24 protein-coding genes, 2 tRNA genes and 5 pseudogenes are annotated in these 23,531 nt (G+C 72.1%); 18 read left to right on the top strand and 13 right to left on the bottom strand.

What is annotated here, in order from left to right:
- The 5 genes and pseudogenes from AC0GKK_RS22275 to mftD form a co-directional block, all read left to right on the top strand.
- Window positions 1–117 (top strand): annotated as a pseudogene (locus AC0GKK_RS22275) (SDR family mycofactocin-dependent oxidoreductase); the annotation flags it as partial.
- A 124-nt stretch (window positions 118–241) separates the two neighbouring features.
- Window positions 242–1,048, top strand: a complete 807-nt coding sequence (locus AC0GKK_RS22270) for a mycofactocin-coupled SDR family oxidoreductase (protein WP_073577336.1) — start codon at window positions 242–244, stop codon at window positions 1,046–1,048.
- Window positions 1,045–2,079 (top strand): AAA family ATPase, encoded by a 1,035-nt coding sequence (locus AC0GKK_RS22265; RefSeq protein ID WP_489882451.1) that lies wholly within the window; start codon window positions 1,045–1,047, stop codon window positions 2,077–2,079. The genes AC0GKK_RS22270 and AC0GKK_RS22265 overlap by 4 nt, the downstream gene beginning before the upstream one ends.
- Before the next feature lie 150 nt (window positions 2,080–2,229).
- The gene (locus AC0GKK_RS22260; RefSeq protein ID WP_489882450.1) at window positions 2,230–3,081 is read left to right on the top strand and encodes a vWA domain-containing protein; all 852 of its coding nucleotides are present in this window, start codon (window positions 2,230–2,232) and stop codon (window positions 3,079–3,081) included.
- A 59-nt stretch (window positions 3,082–3,140) separates the two neighbouring features.
- A pseudogene (mftD, locus tag AC0GKK_RS22255) lies at window positions 3,141–4,333 on the top strand (pre-mycofactocin synthase MftD).
- Between the two features lie 131 nt (window positions 4,334–4,464).
- On the opposite strand, the gene AC0GKK_RS22250 reads toward mftD, so the two are convergent.
- The 3 genes from AC0GKK_RS22250 to AC0GKK_RS22240 all read right to left on the bottom strand — a co-directional run bounded on the left by AC0GKK_RS22250 (window position 4,465) and on the right by AC0GKK_RS22240 (window position 6,880).
- Window positions 4,465–4,920, bottom strand: coding sequence for a DUF7144 family membrane protein (locus AC0GKK_RS22250; RefSeq protein WP_405415786.1), 456 nt, complete (start codon window positions 4,918–4,920; stop codon window positions 4,465–4,467).
- Between the two features lie 308 nt (window positions 4,921–5,228).
- Entirely contained in the window at window positions 5,229–6,416 is a 1,188-nt protein-coding gene (locus AC0GKK_RS22245; protein ID WP_405415783.1) for a diacylglycerol/lipid kinase family protein, read from the bottom strand.
- Window positions 6,417–6,511: 95 nt separating this feature from the next.
- Complete coding sequence (locus tag AC0GKK_RS22240) at window positions 6,512–6,880, bottom strand: potassium channel family protein (RefSeq protein WP_489882449.1); 369 nt, start codon at window positions 6,878–6,880, stop codon at window positions 6,512–6,514.
- 162 nt (window positions 6,881–7,042) lie between these two features.
- On the opposite strand from AC0GKK_RS22240, the gene AC0GKK_RS22235 reads away from it, so the two are divergent.
- The 7 genes and pseudogenes from AC0GKK_RS22235 to AC0GKK_RS22205 form a co-directional block, all read left to right on the top strand.
- Window positions 7,043–7,615 carry a helix-turn-helix transcriptional regulator gene (locus AC0GKK_RS22235; RefSeq protein ID WP_489882448.1) on the top strand — a complete coding sequence of 191 codons (573 nt, stop codon included), beginning with the start codon at window positions 7,043–7,045 and terminating at the stop codon, window positions 7,613–7,615.
- Window positions 7,616–7,695: 80 nt separating this feature from the next.
- Window positions 7,696–7,923, top strand: a pseudogene (locus AC0GKK_RS22230) (ANTAR domain-containing protein); the annotation flags it as partial.
- Between the two features lie 151 nt (window positions 7,924–8,074).
- Window positions 8,075–8,362: pseudogene (locus AC0GKK_RS22225) on the top strand (DJ-1/PfpI family protein); the annotation flags it as partial.
- 425 nt (window positions 8,363–8,787) lie between these two features.
- Window positions 8,788–9,621 carry an aldo/keto reductase gene (locus AC0GKK_RS22220; protein WP_489882447.1) on the top strand — a complete coding sequence of 278 codons (834 nt, stop codon included), beginning with the start codon at window positions 8,788–8,790 and terminating at the stop codon, window positions 9,619–9,621.
- Between the two features lie 197 nt (window positions 9,622–9,818).
- On the top strand, window positions 9,819–9,992 hold the full coding sequence (locus AC0GKK_RS22215; protein ID WP_405415775.1) for a hypothetical protein: 174 nt from the start codon (window positions 9,819–9,821) through the stop codon (window positions 9,990–9,992).
- 85 nt (window positions 9,993–10,077) lie between these two features.
- Entirely contained in the window at window positions 10,078–10,617 is a 540-nt protein-coding gene (locus AC0GKK_RS22210) for an MDR/zinc-dependent alcohol dehydrogenase-like family protein (protein ID WP_405415772.1), read from the top strand.
- Between the two features lie 92 nt (window positions 10,618–10,709).
- Window positions 10,710–11,015 (top strand): annotated as a pseudogene (locus AC0GKK_RS22205) (transposase); the annotation flags it as partial.
- Window positions 11,016–11,201: 186 nt separating this feature from the next.
- Here AC0GKK_RS22205 and AC0GKK_RS22200 read toward each other — a convergent pair.
- Window positions 11,202–11,275 (bottom strand) — tRNA-Gly (locus tag AC0GKK_RS22200).
- Between the two features lie 120 nt (window positions 11,276–11,395).
- On the opposite strand from AC0GKK_RS22200, the gene AC0GKK_RS22195 reads away from it, so the two are divergent.
- Together AC0GKK_RS22195 and AC0GKK_RS22190 are read left to right on the top strand one after the other, a co-directional pair.
- Window positions 11,396–11,965: a sigma-70 family RNA polymerase sigma factor gene (locus AC0GKK_RS22195; protein ID WP_062396962.1), complete on the top strand. Its 570-nt coding sequence runs from the start codon at window positions 11,396–11,398 to the stop codon at window positions 11,963–11,965.
- Window positions 11,962–12,630 carry an anti-sigma factor family protein gene (locus AC0GKK_RS22190; RefSeq protein ID WP_405415770.1) on the top strand — a complete coding sequence of 223 codons (669 nt, stop codon included), beginning with the start codon at window positions 11,962–11,964 and terminating at the stop codon, window positions 12,628–12,630. The genes AC0GKK_RS22195 and AC0GKK_RS22190 overlap by 4 nt, the downstream gene beginning before the upstream one ends.
- On the opposite strand, the gene AC0GKK_RS22185 is transcribed toward AC0GKK_RS22190, so the two are convergent.
- The 3 genes from AC0GKK_RS22185 to AC0GKK_RS22175 form a co-directional block, all read right to left on the bottom strand.
- Window positions 12,623–13,789 carry an FtsW/RodA/SpoVE family cell cycle protein gene (locus tag AC0GKK_RS22185; RefSeq protein ID WP_405415767.1) on the bottom strand — a complete coding sequence of 389 codons (1,167 nt, stop codon included), beginning with the start codon at window positions 13,787–13,789 and terminating at the stop codon, window positions 12,623–12,625. The genes AC0GKK_RS22190 and AC0GKK_RS22185 overlap by 8 nt on opposite strands.
- 67 nt (window positions 13,790–13,856) lie before the next feature.
- A complete protein-coding gene (locus AC0GKK_RS22180) occupies window positions 13,857–14,396 on the bottom strand; it encodes a sortase domain-containing protein (RefSeq protein ID WP_405415765.1) in 540 nt (179 codons plus the stop codon).
- A 52-nt stretch (window positions 14,397–14,448) separates the two neighbouring features.
- Window positions 14,449–15,147 (bottom strand): CHRD domain-containing protein, encoded by a 699-nt coding sequence (locus tag AC0GKK_RS22175; RefSeq protein WP_062396966.1) that lies wholly within the window; start codon window positions 15,145–15,147, stop codon window positions 14,449–14,451.
- A 164-nt stretch (window positions 15,148–15,311) separates the two neighbouring features.
- Between AC0GKK_RS22175 and AC0GKK_RS22170 the strand changes: the two genes are divergently transcribed.
- Together AC0GKK_RS22170 and AC0GKK_RS22165 are read left to right on the top strand one after the other, a co-directional pair.
- A tRNA-Pro gene (locus AC0GKK_RS22170) sits at window positions 15,312–15,388 on the top strand.
- Window positions 15,389–15,524: 136 nt separating this feature from the next.
- Complete coding sequence (locus AC0GKK_RS22165; protein WP_489882446.1) at window positions 15,525–15,728, top strand: cold-shock protein; 204 nt, start codon at window positions 15,525–15,527, stop codon at window positions 15,726–15,728.
- Between the two features lie 8 nt (window positions 15,729–15,736).
- Here the strand turns inward: AC0GKK_RS22165 and AC0GKK_RS22160 are convergent, their stop codons facing one another.
- The 4 genes from AC0GKK_RS22160 to AC0GKK_RS22145 all read right to left on the bottom strand — a co-directional run bounded on the left by AC0GKK_RS22160 (window position 15,737) and on the right by AC0GKK_RS22145 (window position 20,238).
- Window positions 15,737–16,507, bottom strand: coding sequence for a tyrosine-type recombinase/integrase (locus AC0GKK_RS22160; RefSeq protein ID WP_489882445.1), 771 nt, complete (start codon window positions 16,505–16,507; stop codon window positions 15,737–15,739).
- A gap of 5 nt (window positions 16,508–16,512) precedes the next feature.
- Entirely contained in the window at window positions 16,513–17,310 is a 798-nt protein-coding gene (locus AC0GKK_RS22155) for a transposase family protein (RefSeq protein ID WP_161152599.1), read from the bottom strand.
- Window positions 17,311–17,433: 123 nt separating this feature from the next.
- On the bottom strand, window positions 17,434–18,540 hold the full coding sequence (locus AC0GKK_RS22150; RefSeq protein ID WP_489882444.1) for a rolling circle replication-associated protein: 1,107 nt from the start codon (window positions 18,538–18,540) through the stop codon (window positions 17,434–17,436).
- Between the two features lie 735 nt (window positions 18,541–19,275).
- Entirely contained in the window at window positions 19,276–20,238 is a 963-nt protein-coding gene (locus AC0GKK_RS22145) for an AraC family transcriptional regulator (RefSeq protein ID WP_405415735.1), read from the bottom strand.
- 142 nt (window positions 20,239–20,380) lie between these two features.
- Here AC0GKK_RS22145 and AC0GKK_RS22140 point away from each other — a divergent pair, with 142 nt between their 5' ends.
- Complete coding sequence (locus AC0GKK_RS22140) at window positions 20,381–21,613, top strand: cytochrome P450 (RefSeq protein ID WP_224401671.1); 1,233 nt, start codon at window positions 20,381–20,383, stop codon at window positions 21,611–21,613.
- A gap of 4 nt (window positions 21,614–21,617) precedes the next feature.
- The gene (locus AC0GKK_RS22135) at window positions 21,618–22,646 is read left to right on the top strand and encodes a 2Fe-2S iron-sulfur cluster-binding protein (RefSeq protein WP_489882443.1); all 1,029 of its coding nucleotides are present in this window, start codon (window positions 21,618–21,620) and stop codon (window positions 22,644–22,646) included.
- A gap of 12 nt (window positions 22,647–22,658) precedes the next feature.
- Here AC0GKK_RS22135 and AC0GKK_RS22130 read toward each other — a convergent pair whose 3' ends face one another.
- Together AC0GKK_RS22130 and AC0GKK_RS22125 are read right to left on the bottom strand one after the other, a co-directional pair.
- Window positions 22,659–23,027, bottom strand: coding sequence for a DUF4870 domain-containing protein (locus tag AC0GKK_RS22130; protein ID WP_346107929.1), 369 nt, complete (start codon window positions 23,025–23,027; stop codon window positions 22,659–22,661).
- A gap of 26 nt (window positions 23,028–23,053) precedes the next feature.
- A complete protein-coding gene (locus AC0GKK_RS22125; RefSeq protein ID WP_357440603.1) occupies window positions 23,054–23,512 on the bottom strand; it encodes a hypothetical protein in 459 nt (152 codons plus the stop codon).
- Window positions 23,513–23,531: the final 19 nt, after the last annotated feature.

Here is a 23,531-nt window from a genome sequence, read left to right as displayed (position 1 = left end):
ATGGCCGGACGTGTGACGGGCAAGGTCGCGTTCATCACCGGCGCTGCGCGGGGGCAGGGCCGCTCGCACGCGCTGCGCCTCGCCGAGGAGGGCGCGGACATCATCGCGCTCGACATCTGGTCGAAGCGGGCGGGGCGATCATCCTCACCAGCTCGACGGCCGGGATCAAGGGGTTCGACAACCTCGGCATGACGCAGAAGTAAGCACGAGCAAGACCACCATCCACGAGAGGAGCCGCGCCATGGGGCGTGTGCAGGGCAAAGTCGCGTTCATCACCGGAGCCGCCCGGGGCCAGGGCCGCAGCCACGCGGTCCGGCTGGCCGAGGAGGGCGCCGACATCATCGCCGTCGACGCCTGCCAGGACTTCGACACGGTCGGCTACGCGATGGCCACCGAGGCGGACCTCGCCGACACGGTCAAGGCCGTCGAGGCGCTGGACCGCCGGATCGTGGCGGTCAAGGCCGACGTCCGCGACGCCGCGGCGCTCAAGGCCGCCGTCGACGAGGGTGTGGCCCAGCTCGGCCGGCTCGACATCGTCTCCGCCAACGCCGGCATCTGCACGGTGCAGAAGTGGGACGAGGTGACCCCGCAGATCTGGGCGGACACCCTCGACGTCAACCTGACCGGTGTCTGGCACACCTGTGTGGCGACCATCCCGCACCTGCTGACGGCGGGCGGCGGCTCGATCATCATCACCAGCTCGACGTCGGGCATCAAGGGGCAGCCGTGGCTCGCCCCCTACGTCGCCGCCAAGCACGGGATCGTGGGCGTGATGCGCTCGCTGGCCAACGAGCTCGCCGAGCACAACATCCGCGTCAACACGATCCACCCCGCCGGCGTGGACACCCCGCTGGTGGCGGGGCTGGGCGGGATGAACCAGTTCATCGAGCAGAGTCCGACGATGGGCCCGATCTTCATGAACACCATGCCGGTCGAGGTCGTCGACCCGGTCGACATCAGCAACGCCGTGCTCTACCTGGCGTCGGACGAGGCCCGCTACGTCACCGGACTGGAGATGAAGGTCGACGCGGGCTGCACGATCCGATGACACTGCACGAGTCGGCGATCAACGGATCCGTCCCCGACAGCACCATCGCCGACGCGTCGATCACCGACACCGCCATCACCGGCAGCCGGGTCACCGGCGCAGACGGCGGGTCCGTGCGTGGGGTCCGGGCCAGGGTCGCTCGGCATCTGGTGGGCCGCGAGCGGGAGCTGGATCTCCTGCTCGCGGCCGTCGCCGCCGGTCGCGACGTCCTGCTGGAGGGCCCGCCCGGTACATCCAAGTCGACGCTGCTGCGGGCGATCACTCTCGAGTGGGGCATCCCGCTGTTGTTCGTCGAGGGCAACGCGGACCTCACCCCGACCCGCCTGGTGGGCCACCACAACCCCGCACGGGTGCTGCGGGAGGACTACACCGCGGACAACTTCGTGCCGGGACCCCTGGTGGAGGCGATGCGCAGCGGCGGGTTCCTCTACGTCGAGGAGTTCAACCGGGCGCCGGAGGACACGCTCAACACGCTGCTCACCGCGATGGCCGAGCGCCGGATCGCGGTGCCGCGGGTGGGCACGTTGGAGGCGGCGCCCACGTTCCGGGTGGTGGCGTCGATGAACCCCTACGACACCATCGGCACCACCCGGCTCTCCACCTCGGTGCACGACCGGATCTGCCGGATGGCGATCGACTACCAGGACGCCGAGGCCGAGCGGGGCATCGTCACCCGCCGCGCCGCGATCTCCTCGGCCCGGCTCGTGGCCGACGCCGTGGCGTTGACGCGGGCCACCCGCGAGCGCGACGACGTCCGCCAGGGCAGCAGCGTGCGTGGCGCCATCGACGTCGCCCTGATCGCGGCGCAGCTCGCGGCGATGCGCGACGTGGCCCTGCCCGAGCAGCCCTCGGTGGCGCCTCCTCGGGATCTCCCGCCGGACTACACCGCGCTCGTCAAGGACGCGATGCTCCTCGCGCTGTCCGGACGCATCCAGCTCGACGAGACCACCGATGCCACCCCCGAGCAGGTGCTCCACGAGATCTGGGAGGACCACTTCCTGCTGCTGCCCGCAGCGGCGGAACCCGGTTGAAGAGCGGTCGAGGCCGACTCACCGCTGACCCGCCGAGACCGCCCGGGTTCGGGTCGCCGCACCCGGGCGCTGCGGCCGCTGCGGCGTCGTCCCAAGCAGCTCGACGAGGAGCCCTCACTCTTCCGGCCCTCGGCCGGTGGTGGCGGGCTGGTGCTGTCGTCCGGTGACCGGCGGCGCTCCGCGGCCCGCCCGGCGCGGGCGGGTGTCACCGCTCCGGGGGAGTCCGACGAGGACGCCGACCTGATCGCACTCGCGGAGCTCACCGAGTCCTCGCAGGCCGACCTGCTCGCTCGGGCTCGGGCTCGGCAGATCGCCCGGACCCTCGCGGTGGCGCGCCCACCCCGCGACCGACGGGCGCGGCGCGGCGTCGGGGAGCTCACCAGCCTGCGTTGGTCCGGGGGCTCCGACGAGCTGGACCTCGAGCGCACCCTGGAGTCCGTGGCAGGCACCGCCGTGATCACCGAGGACGACGTGTGGGTCCGGGAACGGGTCCGCACGCGCCGCTCGGTGGTGCTCGTCGTCGACGTCTCCGGGTCGATGAAGGGCGAACGGGTGCGTACCGCGGCGGCCACCGTCGGCGCGCTGGCCGCGGAGCTGGGTCGGGACTCGCTCGCGGTCGTGGCGTTCTGGTCCGACGCCTCCGTGCTCGTCCGCCCGGGCGAGCAGCTGGAGCCGCTGGCCGTGCTCGACCTGCTGCTGCGGGTGCCCACCCGGGGCCTGACGAACGTGGCGTTCGCGCTGCAGGTCGCAAGCCGTCAGCTCGCCGGGGTGCCGCCGCGCGACGCCCGGGTGTTGCTGCTGTCGGACTGCGTGCACAACGCCGGCCCGGACCCGCGCCTCACCGCCGCCCGCCTGCCCCGTCTCGACGTCCTGCTCGACACCTCGGGGGAGGACGACGTCGACCTCGGTCGCGACCTCGCCCGCCTCGGGCGCGGACGGTGCCGGCTGGTGCGCGATCATCGTGACGTCGCGGCGGCCCTCACGACGATCTTCACCGACTGAGGCGGATCGTTCATGCGAGAGACGAACGTGCGAAAGACGAACGAGAGACGAGACAACTGATGGCGAACGGTTGGTTCGAGACGGTCGCGGAGGCGCAGCGGCGGGCGCGGAGGCAGCTGCCGAGGTCGGTGTACGGCGCGCTGTGGCCGGGTCCGAGCGCGGCGCGACGGTGGAGGACAACACGACGGCCTACGGCGAGCTGGGGTTCGCCCCGCACGTGGCCGGGCTGCAGAGCGAGCGTGACCTGTCCACCACCGTGATGGGGCCGCCCACGTCGATGCCGGTGCTGATCTCCCCGACCGGTGTGCAGGCCGTGCACCCGGACGGCGAGGTCGCCGTGGCCCGGGCGGCCGCCGCCCGCGGCATCCCGATGGGCCTGAGCTCGTTCGCCAGCCGGTCCATCGAGGAGGTCGCCGCGGCCAACCCGCAGACGTTCTTCCAGATGTACTGGGTGGGCACCCGCGACGTGCTGGTGCAGCGGATGGAGCGGGCGCGGGCCGCCGGGGCCGTCGGGCTGATCATGACGTTGGACTGGTCGTTCTCCAACGGCCGCGACTGGGGCAGCCCGGCCATCCCGGAGAAGGTGGACCTCAAGGCGGCGCTGAGGTTCGGTCCCGAGGTGGCGCTGCGGCCCCAGTGGCTCTACCGGTTCGCGAGGACCGGGCGGATCCCCGACCTGACCACTCCGAACCTGACGGCGCCGGGTGGCAGCGCACCCACGTTCTTCCAGGCGTACGGGCAGTGGATGGGCACGCCGCTGCCGACGTGGGAGGACGTGGCCTGGCTGCGCGAGCAGTGGGGCGGGCCGTTCATGCTCAAGGGCGTGATGCGCGTCGACGACGCCAAGCGCGCTGTCGACGCCGGGGTCACGGCGATCTCGGTGTCCAACCACGGCGGCAACAACCTCGACGGCACGCCGGCCTCCATCCGGGCCCTGCCCGCCGTGGCGGAGGCCGTCGGCGACCAGATCGAGGTGGTCACCGACGGCGGTGTGCGTCGGGGCGGTGACGTGGTGAAGGCGTTGGGCCTGGGGGCGAGGGCGGTGATGATCGGCCGCGCGTACCTGTGGGGGCTGGCGGCAGGAGGGCAGGCCGGAGTGGAGAACGTCCTCGACATCCTGCGCGGCGGGATCGACTCCGCGGTCCTGGGCCTGGGCCACCGGTCGGTGCACGACCTGACCGCCCGCGACATCGTGGTACCCGCGGGGTTCCCCCGGGCCCTCGGCGCGGAGGAGTCCGTGCGCGTCGTCTGAACCGCGACGTCGACGAGATCAGGCGCGGTCCCGCCCCGCGTGAGCGGAACGCCGTCGCTGTTCGGAACGCCGTGAACAGCAACCACGTTCCGCTCACGCGAGGCGGTGGCCGCCCGGGCGTCGCGCCGCGGTCAGGCGGCCGCGGAATCCCGGTCGTAGACGCACAGCGCCCAGATCACGAAGACGTCCAGGGCGATGATCAGCAGGTACCACACCGGGTAGTAGGGGATGAACAGGAAGTTCGTGGGCATGCTCAGCAGCGTGATCGCGATGCCGACCACCCGGCCCCAGAGTCGTCCGGACATCACCGCGAAGCCCGCGGCCACCAACGCGATGCCGGCGAGGAGATGGATCCAGCCCCACGTCGTCAGGTCGAAGGCGAAGACGTACCGGGGTCCGGCCAGGTAGACCTCGTTGTAGAACAGCGCGACGAATCCCTCCAGGGCGTTGAACACGCCGGCGACGATCATCATGACCGCCGCGAAGAGGCTCAGCCCGACGACCCAGGGCGCGGGGCTCGGCCGCTGCGCGGACATGGTGGGGGAGCGCGGCGGCTCCGTGGTCGCCGCCTGCGGGGGTACCGACATCGGGGGGCCTCCTTCATCGATGCGCGTCCTGGCTCACCGGCGATCGTCGCGCCACCCCGGCCGCACGTCCTCATCCGCGTGGGGTGAGCGGGCGGACGCACCGGTGACGGGGCGACGTCAGCGCGCGGGGTGCCCGGCGAGCACCCGGACCAGGGCGACGCTCGCCTCGCCGATGCCGCCGGGTGCGAGGGCGGCGGGCGCGACGCCGGGCGCGTGCACCGGCGTGCGGACGCGCAGCGCACCGGGCAGCGACCGGAACCGCAGCGGCGGCGGCAGCCGCAGGGCCTCACCGTCGACCCCGACGTCGATCAGCGGCTCGGTGGAGTCGACCGAGAACTCCGGCGTGGTCCACGACCGGTAGCCAGGGAGCGGTCGAGACGCCCGCCTGCCTCGGCGGAGAGCAGGCTCGGCAGGTCGCGCGCCCGGTCCACCGTGACCGTGACCACGCCCAGGACGCCTGCGTCCATCCGCTCGCGGGTGCCGAACCCGTTGAGGGAGTCGAGTCGGTAGACGCCGTTGGAGACGAGCAGGACGTCGGCGGGCGGCGTGGGCCCGCCGTCGGGTCCGGTGTAGCGCAGGTCGGAACGGTCACCGCCGGGGCCGAGCAGGTCGGGCAGGACCTGCGCCGCGGTGGCGAGCTTCGCCTCCCGGTAGGCCTCGGACTGCACGACGGTGGCGTACACGCCGAGTGAGGCGTTGTTGACGAAGATCCGGTCGCCGAGCAGGGCCAGGTCGACGCGCCGCTCGACGGCGTCGCCGTAGGCGTCGAGTGCGGCCGCGACCGCGGCGCGGTCGAGCCCGAGGTCGAGGGCGAAGTGATTGCGGGTGCCGGCGGGCACGCACACGAACGCGGCGTCGTGGCGCCGTGCCACGTCGGCGACCAGCGCCTGCGATCCGTCACCGCCCGCCATCCCGATCACGTCGGCGCCGGCGGCGACGGCCTGCTCGGCGAGCGCCCTCAGGTCGTCCCCGCGCTGCAGCACGACCGGGGTGACCCCGCGACGGTGTGCCTCGCCCTCCGGGTCGAACTCGTCGACCTTCCCGCCGCCGGACCACCGGTTCATGATCAGGAATCCGTTGCTCGCCGGTCCGACGGCCCGGGCCGTGGCGGATGCGTCCGCCGTGTCGTGCCCCAGCGCCAACCGGGCGCCGGCCATGGAGAGAACGACGAGCGCGACGAGGACCGCGAGCCGCAACGGGGAGCCGGAGACGAACAGCACCACGAGCCCGAGCAACGCCGCGGCCGCGACCGCCGCCGCGACCGCCCGTCGACCGCCGCGGTGCACGAGCGCCGTCCAACCGGCCATCACGGCGGCGAGGATCAGCAGCAGCGCCAACGGCAGGCGGACGGGGTCGTCCAGGAAGCCGGCGACGGCGACCACGACGGCCGACACGAGCGCGACCAGCGCGCCGGCGGCCGCGAGACGCCGCCGAGGGGTCGGTGCCGGGTGCGCCGGGGTGGCGCCGACTAGCGGCACGTCCGCCGGGATCTCCATCGCGCTCCGCCTCCAGGCCGGGTGACAACACCGACCACGCTGGGCCGGGCGCGCCGTGGTGTCGTCACCCGGCCCGGATGAGTGCGCGCCCGCGCTCAACCACCCCCGCGGTGGTCGTCGGCCCCCGCCGCCTCCGTGCCCTCGTTCTCGCGGCGCCGCTCCGCCACCTGCACCGCGCTGAGCACGATCCTCGCGACCAGCCCGACCACCACCAGACCTGCGATCATCTGGATCGTCGTGACGATGCGTGTCACCTCGCTGAGCGGGGTGATGTCACCGAAGCCGACGGTGGCGAAGACGGTGACGGCGAAGTAGAGCGCGTCGGTCCGGCTGAGCGTCTCGCTGAAGCTGTCCGGGTACGTGCTCGCGATCACGACGTAGGTCGTGGCGAACAGGAGCAGGAACGTGGGCAGGCCGACGGCGACCGCCTGGAACGCGCGCAGCCGCGGGACGTCGGAGGCCATGATCGCCCGCACCTGCCAGGCGACGACCCCGGCCAGGACGACCAGCCCGAGCAGGAACGCGATCCCGGTGCCGACGTCGAGTGGCCGTCCAGCGGGGCCAGGTAGTAGACGACCACCAGCAGAGCCGCCGACGCGGCGGCCCGCACCACCGCCACGATCAGCATGCGCCGCGGAACCGATGCGCTCAGCCCGTCGTGCCGCTGCCTGGTCATCGGGCTCGCTCCGTCCTCGCTGCCGGTCGGGACCGCCACCCGCAACGCCGAGGCAGGCCGGATCGGCTCGTCGGTCGGGCGGCAGCGGACGGAACACCCGCGACGGGCGACCGGTCGTCATCCGCGCCGGGTGGTCTTCCGGGACGTCGGCCACCACGGTCGGCCGCGTATCGGCGCGCGAGCGGGCCGGGGTGGGGCGGTGCGGGCCCTGCACGCGGGTTTCTGCCGTGAGTTCGACCGGTCCCCGAAGCAGTACCTCCAGCACGTGCGTCTCGAGCGTGCCCACGACGACCTCGTCGTCGCCGACCCCGTCGACGGGCTCCGGATCATCGACGTCGCCCACCGGTGGGGCTTCAGTCACCCGGGACGCTTCGCCACCACCTACCGACGCCACTACGGCGAGCCCCCGCCGCCACCCTGGCTCGCGCGCTGCGCTGAGGGCGGAGCGGCCCGTCGGTGGCCGCCGTTTCCGCACCGGGCGCCTCGCCGGAAACGTCTCTGCGACGACGCCGGGGCTCCCTAGCGTCATGGCGGCGCCATCGTCCCTGGTGGACCCGGCGCACCAGGAGATCGCCGCGAGCACCGGATGGGAGCACACCGTCGATGTCGACACTGCTGACCGGCCCCGATCGAGTCACGGACCACCCCGGACAGCTCGGAGGCGACAGCACACGCACGGCGGCCGTCCGGTCCGACCAGAGCCGGATCACCCTGCTCCAGGACCAGGTCGAAGGCCTGACCCGCGCCCTGCGTAACCGCGACACGATCGGGCAGGCCAAGGGCATCCTGGTCGCCCACTACGACATCGGCCCCGACGAGGCGTTCACGCTGCTGGTCCAGGTCTCCCCGCACTCCGACACCAAGCTCGCCGAGCTCGCGACGGTCGTCGTCGCCGGGGTCCGCGAACGCGGTCCGGCGCAGCATTGCCGGGTCGTGACCGAGGTCCTGGAGAGCCTGCTCGACCAGACCCAGCGGACCCGGCACCCACCCCGCCGCGGTGGAGTTCGTGCGCGCGTTCGTGAGCACCGGCAAGCCGGTCGCCTCGATCTGTCACGGCCCCTGGACCCTCGCCGAGGCCGACGTGATCCGCGGTCGGCGACTGACGTCGTGGGCCTCGATCCGCACCGACCTGCGCAACGCCGGTGCCGAGGTCGTCGACGACGAGGTCTGCGTCGACGGCCAGTTCATCACCAGCCGGTCACCGTTCGACCTGCCCGCGTTCTGCGCGGCGATCGTCGAACAGTTCGCGGCCGTCCCGGCTGCGAACTGACCCACCACCGACCGCCACCTTTCTACGACTCCGCCGCCGCACCGCCGGCACGGCTCGTCGGGTTCTTCGTCTACGCCACCGGCGAGGACACCTTCGGCCGCGACCTCGGCGTCCTCGCCACGCTGATCGGGCGCGGCAGGCTCGACCCGCAGCTGGGCTCGGTCCGTGACTGGGCGGAGATCGCCGACGCCGTCGAGGCGCTGTGCCTGCGCACGGCCACCGGGAAGGCAGTACTGACCGAGCCGACGGGCGCCGGATGACGTTGGAACGGTAGAAGGGGAGAAGGGAATTGTGACATGACAATCCAGAAGGAGTCGGACTCCTCCCGTCGGTGACGCCGTCGGCGATCGACTCCATGGCCGGGAATGAGGGCCGGAAGTCGCGGCTCTCATCCCAGCCGAGGACGCGGAAGGAAGTGATCGCGGATGCGACGAATCGCGCTGGCAAGGGGGGAAACCGTCCCCGTTCTGGGCCAGGGCACCTGGGGATGGGGCGAGGACCCCGGTCGCCGCGGCGACGAGGTCGCGGCCCTGCGCACCGGCCTGGACCTGGGCATGGCCCTGGTCGATACCGCCGAGATGTACGCCGGCGGCGGTGCGGAGGAGGTGCTCGGTGAGGCACTGGCGGGCCGCCGCGACGAGGCCTTCGTCGTCAGCAAGGTACTGCCGTCGAACGCGTCCCTTGCCGGCGCGATCGCGGCCTGCGAGCGCAGTCTGGAACGCCTGGGCACCGACCGGATCGATCTCTACCTGCTGCACTGGCAAGGCAGGCACCCCCTGGAGGACACCCTCGAGGCCTTCCAGCACCTGATCGAGGTCGGGAAGATCCGGTACTGGGGCGTCAGCAACTTCGACCACGCCGCCCTCACCGAGCTCCGGGACGTGCCGGGCAGCGAAGGACTGGCCACGGACCAGGTGCTGTACAACCTGTCGCGGCGGGGGCCGGAATACGACCTGCTGCCGTGGTGCGCCGACCACGAACTGCCGGTGATGGCGTACTCGCCGATCGAGCAGGGGCGCATCCTCGGCGACGCGACACTCGGCGAGGTCGCGGCCGCCCACGGCATCAGCCCCGCTGCGGCGGCCCTGGCGTGGGTGCTGCGCCGCGACTCACTGTGCACCATCCCCAAGGCGAGCAGCCCGCAGCACGTGCGCGACAACGCCACGGCACTGGACGCGAAGCTGACCCGCGAGGACCTGGATGCTCTCGACCGTGCCTTCCCGCCGCCGAGCGGTCCGCGACGACTGGAAATCCTGTGATCCTGCCCGGGGGGGTCAGCGCGACGACCACCAGGAAGCCTGGGGCAGAAAATCAGACCGAGATCGTAGAAGAGCCACCGACCCACTCACCGACCGAGTGCCACGGCGCCGGGTCGGACAGGGCAGAGGGGTGCCGAGCCGGACGGGGGCCCTGAGGTGAAACGGATCAGGACCTGTTGGACCGGATCCAACACCTGGTGAAGCGGGAGACGTCGCTGCGCGCCCGGCGTGGCGACGGCCGGCTGAGCGGTCACGACGAAGCCGAACGCCTCCGAGCGACCTACGGCTACCGCGCACTCCAACGCCGCGACGAAGTCGGCCACGACGACGAGACCGGCGAAGCCGCTTCCGCGTCCTCGTCCGCGTCCTGACCGAGACCGGAGCGGTCCGTCGCAGCACCATCTGACCCCCGCGGACTGCGACATACGCAGCGACGTCAGACAGAAGGAGGAAACGATGAGCAAAGTGGTGGACGCCGCGACGACCGTGCCGAGATGGGCGGTCAAGGCGCTGCGAGGGCTGACCGGGGCCACCGACCAGCGTCCCGACGTCGGCGCCGAGCTGCGGGAGCGCACCGGAGGACGGGGCCCGGACGTGTGCATCGAGGCCGTCGGCCAGGAGGCGCACACCCACGGCCCGGAGTACCTCTACGACAAGGTCAAGCAGCAGCTACGGCTGGAGAACGACCGGCCGATCGCGATCCGCGAGGCGATCATGTCGTGCCGCAAGGGCGGGTCGGTGTTCTCCCTCGGGGTGTTCGCCGGGCTGGTCGACAAGTTCCCGCTCGGCGCGTTGATGAACAAGGGACTGACCCTGCGCGGCGCGCAGCAACACGGGCAGCGCTACCTGCCGATGCTGCTCGGCCGCATAGCCAACGGAGAGATCACCACCAGCCACCTGGCCACCCACGTCATGTCGTTGGACGACGGCCCACGCGGCTACGACATGTTCAAGAACAAGAAAGACGGCTGCGTCCGAGCGGTCTTCCAACCCTGACCTCGATAGCGACCGTGACGCCAGCCGGCGAGGTCGACGGAGCCGCCCTGGGTGCTGTAGAGACTCTTGGCCTTGGAAACGAGGATGGAGTCATGTCGTCAGATCGAACTGCGGGGAAGCCGACGACGCGGCGGTACTCGCGGGAGGAGAAGGCCGCGGCGGTGCGGATGGTCCGCACCCTGCGCGCCGAGCTGGGACACGATCACGGTGTGGTGAAGGGGGTGGCCGATCAGCTCGGCTACGGCGCAGAGTCGGTGCTGTTGTGGCTGCGCCAAGCCGACCTCGACGACGGCCACCAGCCCGGTGTGACCACCGACGAGGCAGCCCGGGTACGCGAGCTCGAGCAAGAGGTCCGCGAACTGCACCGGGCCAATGAGGTGCTCAAGCGCACCGGGTCGATCCCGGCGTAGACCCGGACGCGGATGGTGCCACGCGGAAGCGTGGTGATGCTGCCCCGGGCGCGAGCCGTGCTCGCGGGCTGTCGACCTGCCATGCAGTCAACGCTAGGACCGACTCGCACCACGTTTGATGCACGAAATCTGTCTCAAGATCAGAGCTGATCAGCGTTTCCGCTGGTCAGGTGGTGGAGCGGGCGACGGGAATCGAACCCGCGTAGCCAGTTTGGAAGACTGGGGCTCTACCATTGAGCTACGCCCGCATGCCCCGATCTCGTCGATCAGGACCCCCGCAGCGTATCCCACTCCGACCCCGTGAACACCCCCGCCCCCGGGTGCGTACACAACGAGGACAGGGACGTTCAGGAGGTTCGCAGACACCGATGAAAGCGCCCCACCGCAGGTTGCGCTCCGTCGACGCGCGCCCCGCCGAACCCGGGCTCGACTCCGAGCCGGGGCTCCGCGCCGCGTACACCGCGCACGGAGCCGAGCTCTACCGCTATGCCCTGCGCCAGCTGGGCGACGAGGGTGCAGCCCAGGAGTCCGTGCAGGAGGTCTTCCTGCGCGCCTGGCGTCGTGCCGACTCGTACGACCCGTCGGTCGCGAGCCTGCGGGTGTGGCTGTTCGCCATCGCGCGCAACGTGGTCATCGACGAGATCCGCCGGGTGAGCGTGCGACCCTGGCGTCGTCAGCTCACCGACGAGCCCGAGACCGGGAACGACTCCATCGGTCCCGCCGACGACGCCCTCGTCGACGGCTGGCTGGTCGAGGAGGCGTTGCGGCGGCTCCGGCCCGAGCACCGGCAGGCGATCGTCGAGGCGTACCTGCGGGGGCGTCCACACGCCGAGATCGCCGCGGAGGCGGGGGTGCCCGTCGGGACGATCCGCAGCCGGGTCTTCTACGGGCTGAAGGCGTTGCGACTGGCGATGGACGAGATGGGGGTGGAACCGTGACTCCGGACGAGCACCGGGCGATGCGGGAGTCGTTGGGTGACCACGCGATGGGCAGGCTGGAGGGCGACGAGCTGGCGACCCTCGAGGCCCATCTGCAGGGCTGTCCGGCGTGCCGCGAGGAGCTGGCCGAGGTCTCGAGTGTGCTGCCCGCGCTGGGCCGGGTCGCCCCCGACCGGCTCGACCACACTCCCGCTCCCCCACCGGATCTGGGCGACCGGATCGTGGCGGCGGCGCGGGCCGAGCGCGCGGCGTCGGCCGCGGCCCGGGCACGGAACCGGTGGGCCCCGGTCGCGGCGGCGGCCGCGGCGGCGCTGCTCGTCGGCGGCGTCGCCGGGTACCTGGTCGGCGACCACGACGGGATCCCCCGCGAGCCGGTCGCGGTCCAGGCGATGGATCCCGCGGTGCAGGCCACGGCGGTCGCGATCCCGCACACCTGGGGCGTGGAGATCGTGCTGGACGGCGACGGGTTCCGCTCCGGTGCGACCTACCGCGTCGTCGTCGAGGCCGAGGACGGGCGTGAGGTGAGCGCGGGCGAGTTCATCGGCACGGGCACCGCCCCGATGGTGTGCAACCTCAACTCCTCGGTGCTGCGGGCCGACGCGGAGGAGTTCCGGGTCGTCGACGGCGCCGGGTCCACGGTGCTGCGCGGCAGCCTGGCTACCTGACGCGGCGGGCGGCGTTGGCGACCAGCCCGAGCAGGAACAGGGTGCTGACCAGCGCCGTCCCGCCCGCCGACACCAGCGGCAGCTGCTGACCCGTCACCGGGAGCAGACCGACGACGTAGCCGACGTTCATCACGGCCTGCACGACCACCCAGGTCGCGGTCGCCGCCGTCACCAGCCGCAGGAAGGTGTCCCGGGTGCGGGCGGCGACGCGCAGCCCGACCCAGGCGAGCAGCAGGTACAGCGCCAGCACGGCGAGCCCGCCGACCAGCCCGAGCTCCTCACCGATGACGGCGAAGATGAAGTCGTTCGCGGCGTTGGGCAGGTAGTCCCACTTCGCGCGCCCCTGGCCGAGGCCGGTGCCGAACAGGCCGCCGTCGGCGAGGGACAGCAGCGCCTGGCGGGACTGGTAGCCGGCGCCGAGCTCGTCGCCGGCGCCCAGGAAGGTGCTGATCCGGTCGCGGCGGTAGTCCGCGGTGAGCCCCAGGACGGCGACGCCGAGCAGCGCCCCGCCGGACAGGCCCGCGAGCAACACCAGCGGCGCACCGGCGAAGAACAGCAGCGACAGCACGATGACGCCGAGCGCCACCGTCGTGCTGAGCGCGGGTTGCAGCATGAGCAGTGCCCCGGCCAGCAGGGCGACCGGCACCAGGGGGAGGACGGCGTAGCGGCCGTGGCGCACGGCGCGCCCGCGCAACGCGAGCACGTGCGCGCCCCACAGCAGGAGCACGACCTTCGCCGCCTCGCCCGGCTGCACGGTGAACCCGGCGACCGAGATCCACCGGCGGGCACCGCCGCGGACCTCGCCGATGCCGGGGACCAGCACCAGCACCAGCGCGGTGAGACAGGCGAACAGCAGCCACGGTGTCCACCGTCGCAACCGGGCCGGTGACACCCACATCCCGAGTGCGAACGCGCCGATCCCGAGCAGCAGGAAGATCAGGTGGCGGACGAAGACGGTGAGCACCATCCCGTCGGCGACGGTCCGCCCGCCCGCCGACGCCGACAGCACCATCACCACACCGACGGCCAGCAGGGCCCCCGTCGCGCCGAGCACGAGGTGCAGCGGCGGTACGGAACGCAGCCGGGCGAGCCGCGACGCCGGACGGCGCCGCGGCGTCCCGCCCGCTGCACGCGCGTCGCGCTGTCTCGGCACCGTCACCCGATCAGTGTCGCGCCGGACCGGGCACAACGGGCGGAACCGGACCGCACGGCGCGTCGGGCAACGGTCAGAGCATGCGGGCGTGCACGACGAAGTTGTCGACGTAGCTGCGCTCGCCGCGGTCGAAGTCGCCCGCGCAGGTCACCAGGCGCAGCAGGTCCGGGGACGCCGCGCCGAACACCTCGAAGGTCGGGAACGCGTCCTTCGGAACCTGCTGGGTCCGCTCGATCGCGTAGCGTAGGGTCGTGCCGTCGCTGCGACCGACCTCGACGACGTCACCCGGTCCGAGGTCGCGCAGGTCGAAGAAGACCGCGGGCCCGCTGCGCGAGTCGACGTGTCCCATCAGGACAGTCGGTCCGGGATTGCCGCCGCGGTCGAACCAGCCGACACGGTCGAAGTCCTGCGGGACCTCGGCGGTGTTGTCCGCGGCGACGCCGAGACGCACCAGACCCGGCTCGTCGACCCCGATGGCCGGGATCCGCACCGAGGTCGGCACCGCGGCCTCCCCCGGCTCGGCGACGACCGGCTCCTGCGTGACCGGGCCTGCCGGGCGCTCGGGCGCGGCGGGTGCGGCCGGCGCGGCGCAGCCTGCGAGGAGGAGGAGCAACGCGACGACGCCCGGGAGCAGCAGGGCTCCCGGGCGTCGGTCACGCGCGGGTTCAGCTCTGCGCACGACCCCGGCGGACCATCACGACGCCCGCACCGGCGGCCGCGGCGACGCCGGCGGCACCGATCGCGTACAGGGCGGTGGAGTCGGACGCGCCACCGGCGCCGGTCTCGACGCCGCCCATCGGGACCTCCTGCAGCTGACCACGGACGGTGCCCGCGGCGAACTCGGCGGTGTGCGTGTCGCCGGTGAACCCGGCCGGGTTCGCCTCGATCTGCTTGAGCGAGAAGCCGGTGCCGGTGTCCTGGCCGTTGTCACCCTCGAGCCCGGTGGTGAAGGGGCCCTGCATGCAGCCGGACGAGGTGCGGACGTCGCCGTCACCCTGGGGGTTCGGGAAGGAGATCCGCGGCGGGCCGGGCTGGCCGGCGGCCGCCTCGTGGATGTGCGTCGCGGTCGCGGCCGGGCTCTGGTACTCGCCGGTCACGCCACGCAGCGTGATGTCGTAGCAGATGACCTCGTCGTCGGAGTTGATCCGGAAGTTGAACTCTCCGGTGGCACCCGGCTGGCCGGGGACCGACGCGCCGTCGTTGTTGATGATGGTGTCCGGGGTGGCCATCACGGTGTACATGCTGGTGAACGAGTCCGGCTCGGGCACGTCCGCCTGCTGGGCGAAGGCGACGCCCGCGGTCGCGGCGAAGCCGAGGGCGGTCGCGGCGGTGACGGCGGCGAGACGGGGCAGGGTGCGACGCATCGGGGTGGGTCCTTTCCGAGAGTTTCACGAGGTTCGTCGTTCTTGCCCGTCTCTACGGACCTCGCAGTGGCCGCGTTCACGTCTCACCCGATCGTGGGTGCTCGATCACCTCAGGCATGGAGCGCTGCGCGGCGGGGTATAAAGCGTAGTTAGACTGCGGTCGACGGGGTGTGGCGCAGCTTGGTAGCGCACTCGCTTTGGGAGCGAGGGGCCGTGGGTTCAAATCCCGCCACCCCGACCACATCCGACCTGCGGAAACAGGTCGGTGCTACATCGCCGAAAGATCGAGATGTAGCAGTTGCTGTAGCAGTAGCTCCCGCAACCGCGTGGACCGTGGCGACCCGACCTGCTCTGATCGACGCATGGCAACCGGGGTCGTGAAGTTCTACAAGGCCGAGAAGGGCTGGGGCGCGATCAGCAGCCAGGAGCTGCCCGACGGCCTCGACGCCTTCGTCCACTTCAGTGCCATCGAAGCCGAGGGCTACAAGTCGTTCGAGCAGGGCGACCAGGTCGAGTTCGACTACGAACCTGCCCAGCAGGACAGCTTCCGTTTCCGCGCGACGCGCGCACGACGCCTCTGACACCTGGCTCATCCCGCCTCCCATTCGATCGCGTCGAGTGCCTGGCGCATCTCGTCGAGGTTGGTGTGGGCGTAGATCGTCATGGTCACGTCGATGTCGGCGTGACGGGCGATGGCCTGCACGACGTGAGGGGGCGTCCCGAGCGACAGCAGCAGGCTGACGACGGTGTGCCGCAGGTCGTGCAGCCGAACGCCAGGAAGGCCGGCGCGGAGACGGAGCTTGTCGAAGTCGCGGTTCAGCGCGCGCGGTTCGAGCGGGGTGCCGACCTGCGTGCAGAACACGAGGTCGTGGTCCTGCCAGCACTCCCCCGCGGTCTCCCGTTCGTCGGCCCAGACGCGGCGACGAGCCAGGATCGCCGAGCGGGTGATCTTCGGCAGCGGGACGACGGCCGACGAGGCGCGGGTCTTGGTGCCCTCGACGACCAGCTCGCCGCCGACGCGCTGCACGGTCTGCCGGACGTGGATCGTCGCGTCGTCCATGTCGATGTCGCACCACCGCAGCCCGAGCAGCTCGCCCCGTCGGAGCCCGAGGGTGGCCGCGACGACGTAGAGCGGATGGAACCGCGTCCCCTCGGCCGTCGCGAGGAGGGTGCGCACCTGGTCGACGGGCAGGCCCTTCCCGACGGAGTACTCCGGCGTCTTGACCCGCACGAGCTTGGCGACGTTGCGCGGGACCAGCTCCAGGCGCTCGGCGTGCCCGAGCGCGTTGCGCAGGACGGCGTGCACGTACTGGAGCTGCCGGGTCGAGGGCCGCCGCCCGCAGCAGTGAGCCTTTGCCAACCTGATCAAGTGTTGGCGATCATGAGGGTCTGAACTGCGGCGATGAGCGCTGCGGCCTGGTTCGGGCTGGAGCGGATCTTGCGCAGGACCTTCCAGGTCTTCAGCTCGGCGTTGACCCGCTCGCCCGGCCCGCGACGGCGGGCGTGCGCGGCGTTGACCGCCTTCTGGTTCACCGACAAGGGTCGGTAACGACCGGTGTCGGGGTCGAGGCGCCGACGGCGCTGCGGGACCGCGACCGTAGGCCCGGCACCCTGGTAGGCGGTGTCGCCGGCGGCCGGGATCGCGTACTCGGTGAGCGCGTCGATGATGCCGTGCTCGCGGGCTGCGCCCATGTCGTGACGGGCCCCGGGCAGCGGCGGGGAGATCCACACCAACCGGCCGACCGGGTCAGCGATGACCTGCACGTTCAGCCCGTGGCATTTGTGCTTGCCCGAGTAGAACCCCCGGTCATAGCCGCTCGCCATGCCGACCCGGTCGATGCGCAGCAGGGTCCCGTCGATGATCACGAACGCTTTGCGCGCCGCGACCTGCATCGCTTGCTCCAGGGTCGGGGCCATCGCAGCGAGCAGGTCGATGGCCTCGCGCAGGTAGCGGTACACCGTGGAGGTCCCGACCTTGAATCCGCAGGCCAGCTGGGCGTAGGTGTCACCGGTGCGCAGGTGCGCCACGACCAGCAGGGCTTGACGGCCCGGGGTGAGCCTGCGCCAGCGGGTCGCGCGTTCGCGGCGGTGACGACGCAGCAGCGTGCTGACCATCTTCAGCGTGTGGGTGGACACGGTCATCCCGGACGGGTAGGACAGCACCTTGAAGCTCCTGGTCGGACGGATTGGTCTCAGCAACCGCTCGTCTACCAGGAGCTTCACCCCTTCGAGGTCACGCCACGCCGCACACGCTCTGACCTGCCCGTCCGTCAGGTTGGCAAAGGCTCAGTGGTCGAGCTGGTCGAGATAGCGGGCGAGGCCGGCGGCGAACGCCGGTCCGTCGTTGACCGCGATCCAGCCCCGGCCGCCGTTGGTCATTAGCTTCACCCGTGACCGCGAGCGCCGGTATCGGACGCGTCCGGTGGACTGCTCGACGCGCATCTTCCAGGTCTGCTGCGTCCGGCGTTGCGCGCGAGCCCAGCGCCGGGCGATCCGGCCGGCCTGCACGCCGGTGGCCGGGGTGACGGCGAGCGTGCGGGTGGCGCGTTCGAGGTTCCAGACGCCCCAGAACCGTCCCGGCCCGCGGCCGGGTTCCTGCCACGCCTCGGGGACCTGGTGCTGGTACTCCTTTGCCGCGAGCATCCCGTGCTTGCAGAAGTACGCCGCGACCCGGCGCGGGTCCGTCGCGCGCAGGCCCTCCCGGTAGTCCAGCGCGGTCCCGGCCAGCTCGTGGCGTCGCCGCTGCTCGGGGTCGGGGTGGTCGACGACCTCGGCCCACACCCGCGAGAGCCAGACGTGGAACCGCTCGCCGGTCGTGGCGGCCTGGCCGTGCGGCGGGGTGCAGAGCATGTGGACGTGCGGTGCCCCGCGCCGCTGGAACTCGAGTTTCCACACGCACGCCCAGTCCTCGCCCCAGGCGCGCAGGTAGCGCTTGCGCAGGGCCTTCATGTGCTGCTTCAGCACCGGGCCGGTGGGGACGACGGTTTCCCAGTCCCCGGGGTAGGTCAACGTGACCATCGCCGGGAGCCGGCGACCGGCGTAGAGCGGGGTGTAGTCCAGCTCGCAGAGCCGTCGCACCATCCGTGCCCGAGACTTCCGCGACCAGCCGGTGATCCTCATCCGTGGCGGCGGATCGACCCACTCACCGGTCGCGAGGTGCTGGCCGACCGCCAGATCCACGTCCTTGCGCTGTACCTCGGCCTGACGCTGCGCGGTGCGTTCGGCGCGCGCCCAGTCCCGGGTACCCACGGCGAACATGCCCGGCCCGACCGTCAGTTCCCAGCGCGGTCCCTCGGCGAGCGTGCCCGAGTGCTCGCGGACGGCGGGCAGCAGCGCGGCCGCGGCGTCGACGAGCTCCGGCGAGGGGAATGCCGGGGACCACAGCCCCTCCACTGTGTCCGGGGTCCGGGTCGGTTCGGTGGCCCGGCCCGATATGGCACATAGAACAAGCCCAGGCCGGCCCGCGGCTGCCGCCGGGGCCGCGGCCGGTCCGCTCGCGTCCGACCCGCAGACGCTCCTGCCTCCGGCCCGCGCCTGCGGGCCGGCCACGGCTCCCGCGGCCGCCACCGACGACAGGGTCGGGTCGGCGGTGTTGTTCTTGGTGCCGGGATCGGGGGCGGTCCGCGACGCGTCGGGACCCGGGTACGTGGATGGGGTGTGCTGCACGGCGTGGCCTCTCGCGGAGGCCGTCTCGCGGGCAGGCTGAACCGTCGTCCGGGCACGCCGGCATCACCGCCGGAGCCACGTGGGTTCCGGCGGTGTGCGGGCGTAGGGGGATGGCCGCCGTCAGCGGGCAGCCCGACGGATCAGGGCTGCGGCTCGACGGCGGTCGGCATGTAGCAGTTCTGTAGCAACGGGGCGCTGTACGCCACCGTCCGCGGTCGTCTCGCGAGAGTATTTACGCAGTTCAGGCGACCAGGATGCGCAGAGCGAGACCGTTCCGGCGTGATTTGGGAGCGAGGGGCCGTGGGTTCAAATCCCGCCACCCCGACCAGCGGAGACGTCACCGTGCGCGGCGGTCCGGAAGCGGTCGACAGCGGCATCCGACAGCGTCCGGCAACGGCCGGTGGTCCCGGCCGGCGCCCGCACCGAGCCGTGGTCCGGCCGTCCCCCGCAGCGGCGACGTGCTCAGTGGGAGCCGCCGTGGCGGTGGTACCGACGGAACTCCGAGGGCGACAGGCCGTAGCGACGGCGGAATGCGGCTGCGAACCGGCTCGGACTCGAGAACCCCCAGTTCGCCGCGACATCGCTGACCGAGGTCGACGTCCGGCTCTCCAGGTCCGCCTTCGCCCGTTGCAGGCGGACGGTCGTGAGGTGCTCCATCGGGGAGCATCCGATCCACTCCTGGAAGCCCTCCTGCAGCCGTCGCACGGTGGTGCTCCCGAGGACCGCCATGTCCGCCACGGTCCAGGGCCGGGCCGGGTCGTCACGGACCGCGTCCACGACCCGGGACACCGTGCGCGGCCGCGCGGGCGACCCGGTGCCCAGGTCGGGGCAGCTCGTCAGCAGGAATCCCGCGGCCACCGCGCCGGCCAGCTGCTCGGAGACCACGGGAGAGCCGGCGAACAGTGACGGGCGACGAAGGTGGCTGGCGAGACTGCTGACGAGTCTCCGCCAGTCCTCACCTCCGCCCCGGTCGAGATCGAGCTGGTCGGGCAGGACGCCGGCGACCCGGACGGGGTTGCTGCCCAGTACGCGTTCCGCCTCGCGATCGAGCCAGGTGCGGTCGAACTTGACCCCCAGCACGGTGCACGTCGCGTCCCAGTGCGTGATCCGGCACGCGCTGTCGGCCCGGAAGACCGCCGCCTGGCCGGAGACGGAGGTCATCGATCCGCGACGGGTCTGGCTGACGAAGTGACCGGTCAACGGGATGTTGACCTCGTACGCCCCGGGATAGTCGCAGTCGATGGCGATGTCGGCTCCCCAGCCGACGTAGCCGAGGAGAACCGGGCCGAGATCGAGTGTCTGCAGGGTGAGGCGAGGCCTGCTCCCGGGACCGATGGGCGTCAGCTCGTGCGGGAAGTACACGTCAGCGACGCTCTGCGACACCTGGTCCCAGTCCCGAGGTGGCGCACCCCTGTGTGCGGCCATGCCCTCGATCGTATCCGACACCGATCACGTTCGAACTCCTCGCGCGATCGGTACCGAAACCGCGCGATCGGTGTCGTCAGCCCCCGACGACCCCGCCTACCTTCTCGCCGTCCCGAACCGACGCAGTGAAGGAGCCACCCCCATGACGGCGGTGAACGACGCCCGCACCCCGGACCTCTCGTGGCTGGACGACGTGACGATGTCCGACCTCGAGCGGAACCCGTACGCGACCTACGAGCGTCTGCGTGCCGAGGCACCACTCGCCTACGTCCCGGTACTGGGCTCCTACGTGGCGTCCACCGAGGAGGTCTGCCGCGAGGTGGCCACGAGCGCCGCCTTCGAGGCCGTCATCACCCCGGCGGGCGGGCGCACCTTCGGCCACCCGGCGATCATCGGGGTCAACGGGGACGTCCACGCCGACCTGCGCGGGATGGTCGAGCCCGCGTTGCAGCCGGTCGAGGTCGACCGCTACGTCGAGGACCTCGTCCGTCCCATCGCCCGCCGCTACCTGGAGAGCTTCGAGAACGACGGCCGCGCCGAGCTGGTCGCGCAGTACTGCGAGCCGGTCAGTGTGCGGTCCCTCGGTGACCTCCTCGGGCTCCGCGACGTGGAGTCCGACGTCCTGCGCGACTGGTTCGCGAAGCTCAACCGCTCGTTCACGAACGCGGCCATGACCGAGAGCGGTGAGTTCGCCAACCCGGAGGGCTTCGTCGAGGGCGACCGGGCGAAGGCCGAGATCCAGGCCGTGGTCGACCCGCTGATCGACCACTGGATCACCCACCCCGACGACAGCGCGATCTCGCGCTGGCTGCACGACGGCATGCCTCCCGGGCGCACCCGCGACCGCGAGTACATCTATCCGACCGTCTACGTGTACCTGCTCGGCGCGATGCAGGAGCCCGGACACGGGATCGCGTCCACCCTCGTCGGGCTGTTCGGCGAGCCCGAGCAGATGGAGCGGGTCGTCGACGACCCCGCGTTGATCCCGCGAGCGGTCTCGGAGGGGATGCGCTGGACGTCGCCGATCTGGTCGGCCACCGCACGCATCTCGACCCGGCCCGTGACGGTCGCGGGCGTGGACCTCCCGGCCGGCACCCCGGTCATCCTCTCCTACGGCTCCGCCAACCACGACCACGACCGGTACGAGGCGCCGACCCGGTTCGACATCGACCGGCCCCCGCTCCCGCACCTGGCCTTCGGGGCGGGCAACCACGCCTGCGCCGGGATCTACTACGCCAACCACGTCATGCGCATCGCGCTCGAGGAGCTGCTCGAGGCCATCCCGAACCTGGAACGCGACACCTCCTCCGACGTCGAGTTCTGGGGCTGGGGATTCCGCGGTCCGACCACCCTGCACACCGTGTGGGAGGTGTGAGGGCATGGCGTTCACGGCGACCGTCGCCGGGCGGAGGGTGACGTGCGGGCCGGACCAGTCGGTCCTCGACGCGTTCCTCCGCGCCGGGGCGTGGATGCCGAACTCGTGCAACCAGGGCACCTGCGGCACCTGCAAGGTGCGCGTGCTGAGCGGCGAGGTCGACCACCGGGACTCGCCGCTCGGCACGTTGACCGAGGACGAGCGGTCCGCCGGTCTGGCGCTCGCCTGCCAGGCCCGGCTCCGCTCGGACGCGGAGGTCGCACCGTCGGGGCCGGGCGGCGGGAGCGCGGGGCGTCGGACCCACCCCCTGCGCGATCTGGACGCCGTCGTCGTCGACATCGAGGACATGGCGCGGGACACCCGCCGGGTGCGGCTGGGTCTGGCCGACCCGCTCGCTTTCCACGCGGGCCAGTACGTGGAGCTCACGGTCCCGGGCTCGGGTGCTCGTCGGCAGTACTCGCTGGCGAACGTCGCCGACGACGACCAGGTCCTGGAGCTGCACGTACGGCTCGTCCCCGGGGGCACGGCCACCGACCGCTGGATCTTCGACGGGCTCGCCGTCGGCGACCGGGTACGGGCCGCCGGGCCCCTGGGCGACTTCTTCCTCGACCCGGAGGACGACGGCGGCGAGCCGATGGTGCTGATCGGGGGCGGCACGGGGCTGCCCCCCCTGCTGGGCATCGTGAGGACCGCGCTCGCCGGCCGACCGGGCCGCGAGATCCTCCTGTACCACGGGGTCCGCGGTGCGGCCGATCTCTACGACCTGGACCTCCTGGCCCGTCTGTCCGAGGCCCACCCGAACGTCAACGTCGTTCCGGTGCTCTCCCACGAGAGCCCGCCCGACGGCACGTTCCACCGCACTGGACTCCCGACCGACCTGTTCCTGGACGACGTCGGATCGGCCCGGGGCTGGTCGGGCTGGCTCTGCGGGCCGCCGGGGATGGTCGAGGCCGGGGTCAGGGCGTTCAAGCGGCGCCGCATCGCCCCCCGCCTGATCCACCGGGAGACGTTCACCCCCGCCGACGCCGGCTGAGGGCCGCCCCACTCAGGACAGCACGCGCAGCTGGAACGGGTAGTCGTAGGGCCGGTCGTTCGACGCCCGCACCGCGCCCTTGATGTGGCACCACGCGGACACCACGAACAGCACGAGCATCAGCGGCAGCGCCACCACGATCCCGACCACGGTGAAGATCAGGATCCAGCAGAGGATGAACAGCACCCAGAACGACAGGTTGAAGTTGAACGCCCCGGCGGCGGCCCGGCGCGCGAACGGGTCGTCCTTCTTGACCAGCCAGACCAGCAGCGGGCCGACCAGGCTCAGCAGCCCGGCGCTGAGGATCGCGGCGATCGGCGCCGAGAGGTGCGCGAGGATCGCGGCGATCCGGCTGGAGTCGGAGGGGTGCGGCTGCGACATCGAGGTCCTTTCCGGGTCCGGTCGGCTCAGCGCCTCTGGGCCGACCACCCTGCCAGGCATCGGGCCGGCCGGCGGGAGCCGAGCGGCACGCCGGGCCCCGACCACCCGGACGGGTGCGCGGGCGCCCCGGTCACGAGCACCGCGAGCCGTCCGAGCATCCGCCACGTCATGACCGCGCTGACCACGCCGGTCAGCCGGACCGCCGCCCGCTCCACGAGACCCCCGGTCTCGTAGCGTTCACGCAGGTGCAGCCGGGTGCCCGGCGTGCCGTCGGGCAGCGCGACCGGCCACACCTCGGCGGGCGGCGCGGCGAGGGTGCGGGCGCGGTCGTACTGCAGGTCGGCACGGGGCAGCAGGGTGTCGCCGGGCCGCGGCACGCGCGCCTCGGCCGGGGACGCCCCGGTCCGGCGGGCCATCCGTGCGGCGAGCACCGTCATCATCGCCGCGACCGCCAGCACCACCGGGACCGTCCGTCGGGTCGTCATCGTCGGCCACCTCCTCGCC

It is taken from the genome of Pseudonocardia sp. P-1 (assembly GCF_058111925.1).
This window is presented reverse-complemented; position numbering and strand designations above follow the sequence as displayed.

Excerpts from the sequence above, each read along its gene's own strand:
- AC0GKK_RS22270 (WP_073577336.1), top strand. The coding sequence starts at position 242 with ATGGGGCGTGTGCAGGGCAAAGTCGCGTTCATCACCGGAGCCGCCCGG.
- AC0GKK_RS22265 (WP_489882451.1), top strand. The coding sequence starts at position 1,045 with ATGACACTGCACGAGTCGGCGATCAACGGATCCGTCCCCGACAGCACC.
- AC0GKK_RS22250 (WP_405415786.1), bottom strand. The coding sequence starts at position 4,920 with ATGTCGGTACCCCCGCAGGCGGCGACCACGGAGCCGCCGCGCTCCCCC.
- AC0GKK_RS22245 (WP_405415783.1), bottom strand. The coding sequence starts at position 6,416 with ATGGAGATCCCGGCGGACGTGCCGCTAGTCGGCGCCACCCCGGCGCAC.
- AC0GKK_RS22240 (WP_489882449.1), bottom strand. The coding sequence starts at position 6,880 with ATGGCCTCCGACGTCCCGCGGCTGCGCGCGTTCCAGGCGGTCGCCGTC.
- AC0GKK_RS22235 (WP_489882448.1), top strand. The coding sequence starts at position 7,043 with ATGCGCCGCGGAACCGATGCGCTCAGCCCGTCGTGCCGCTGCCTGGTC.
- AC0GKK_RS22220 (WP_489882447.1), top strand. The coding sequence starts at position 8,788 with ATGCGACGAATCGCGCTGGCAAGGGGGGAAACCGTCCCCGTTCTGGGC.
- AC0GKK_RS22210 (WP_405415772.1), top strand. The coding sequence starts at position 10,078 with ATGAGCAAAGTGGTGGACGCCGCGACGACCGTGCCGAGATGGGCGGTC.
- AC0GKK_RS22195 (WP_062396962.1), top strand. The coding sequence starts at position 11,396 with ATGAAAGCGCCCCACCGCAGGTTGCGCTCCGTCGACGCGCGCCCCGCC.
- AC0GKK_RS22175 (WP_062396966.1), bottom strand. The coding sequence starts at position 15,147 with ATGCGTCGCACCCTGCCCCGTCTCGCCGCCGTCACCGCCGCGACCGCC.
- AC0GKK_RS22145 (WP_405415735.1), bottom strand. The coding sequence starts at position 20,238 with ATGGCCGCACACAGGGGTGCGCCACCTCGGGACTGGGACCAGGTGTCG.
- AC0GKK_RS22140 (WP_224401671.1), top strand. The coding sequence starts at position 20,381 with ATGACGGCGGTGAACGACGCCCGCACCCCGGACCTCTCGTGGCTGGAC.
- AC0GKK_RS22135 (WP_489882443.1), top strand. The coding sequence starts at position 21,618 with ATGGCGTTCACGGCGACCGTCGCCGGGCGGAGGGTGACGTGCGGGCCG.
- AC0GKK_RS22130 (WP_346107929.1), bottom strand. The coding sequence starts at position 23,027 with ATGTCGCAGCCGCACCCCTCCGACTCCAGCCGGATCGCCGCGATCCTC.
- AC0GKK_RS22125 (WP_357440603.1), bottom strand. The coding sequence starts at position 23,512 with ATGACGACCCGACGGACGGTCCCGGTGGTGCTGGCGGTCGCGGCGATG.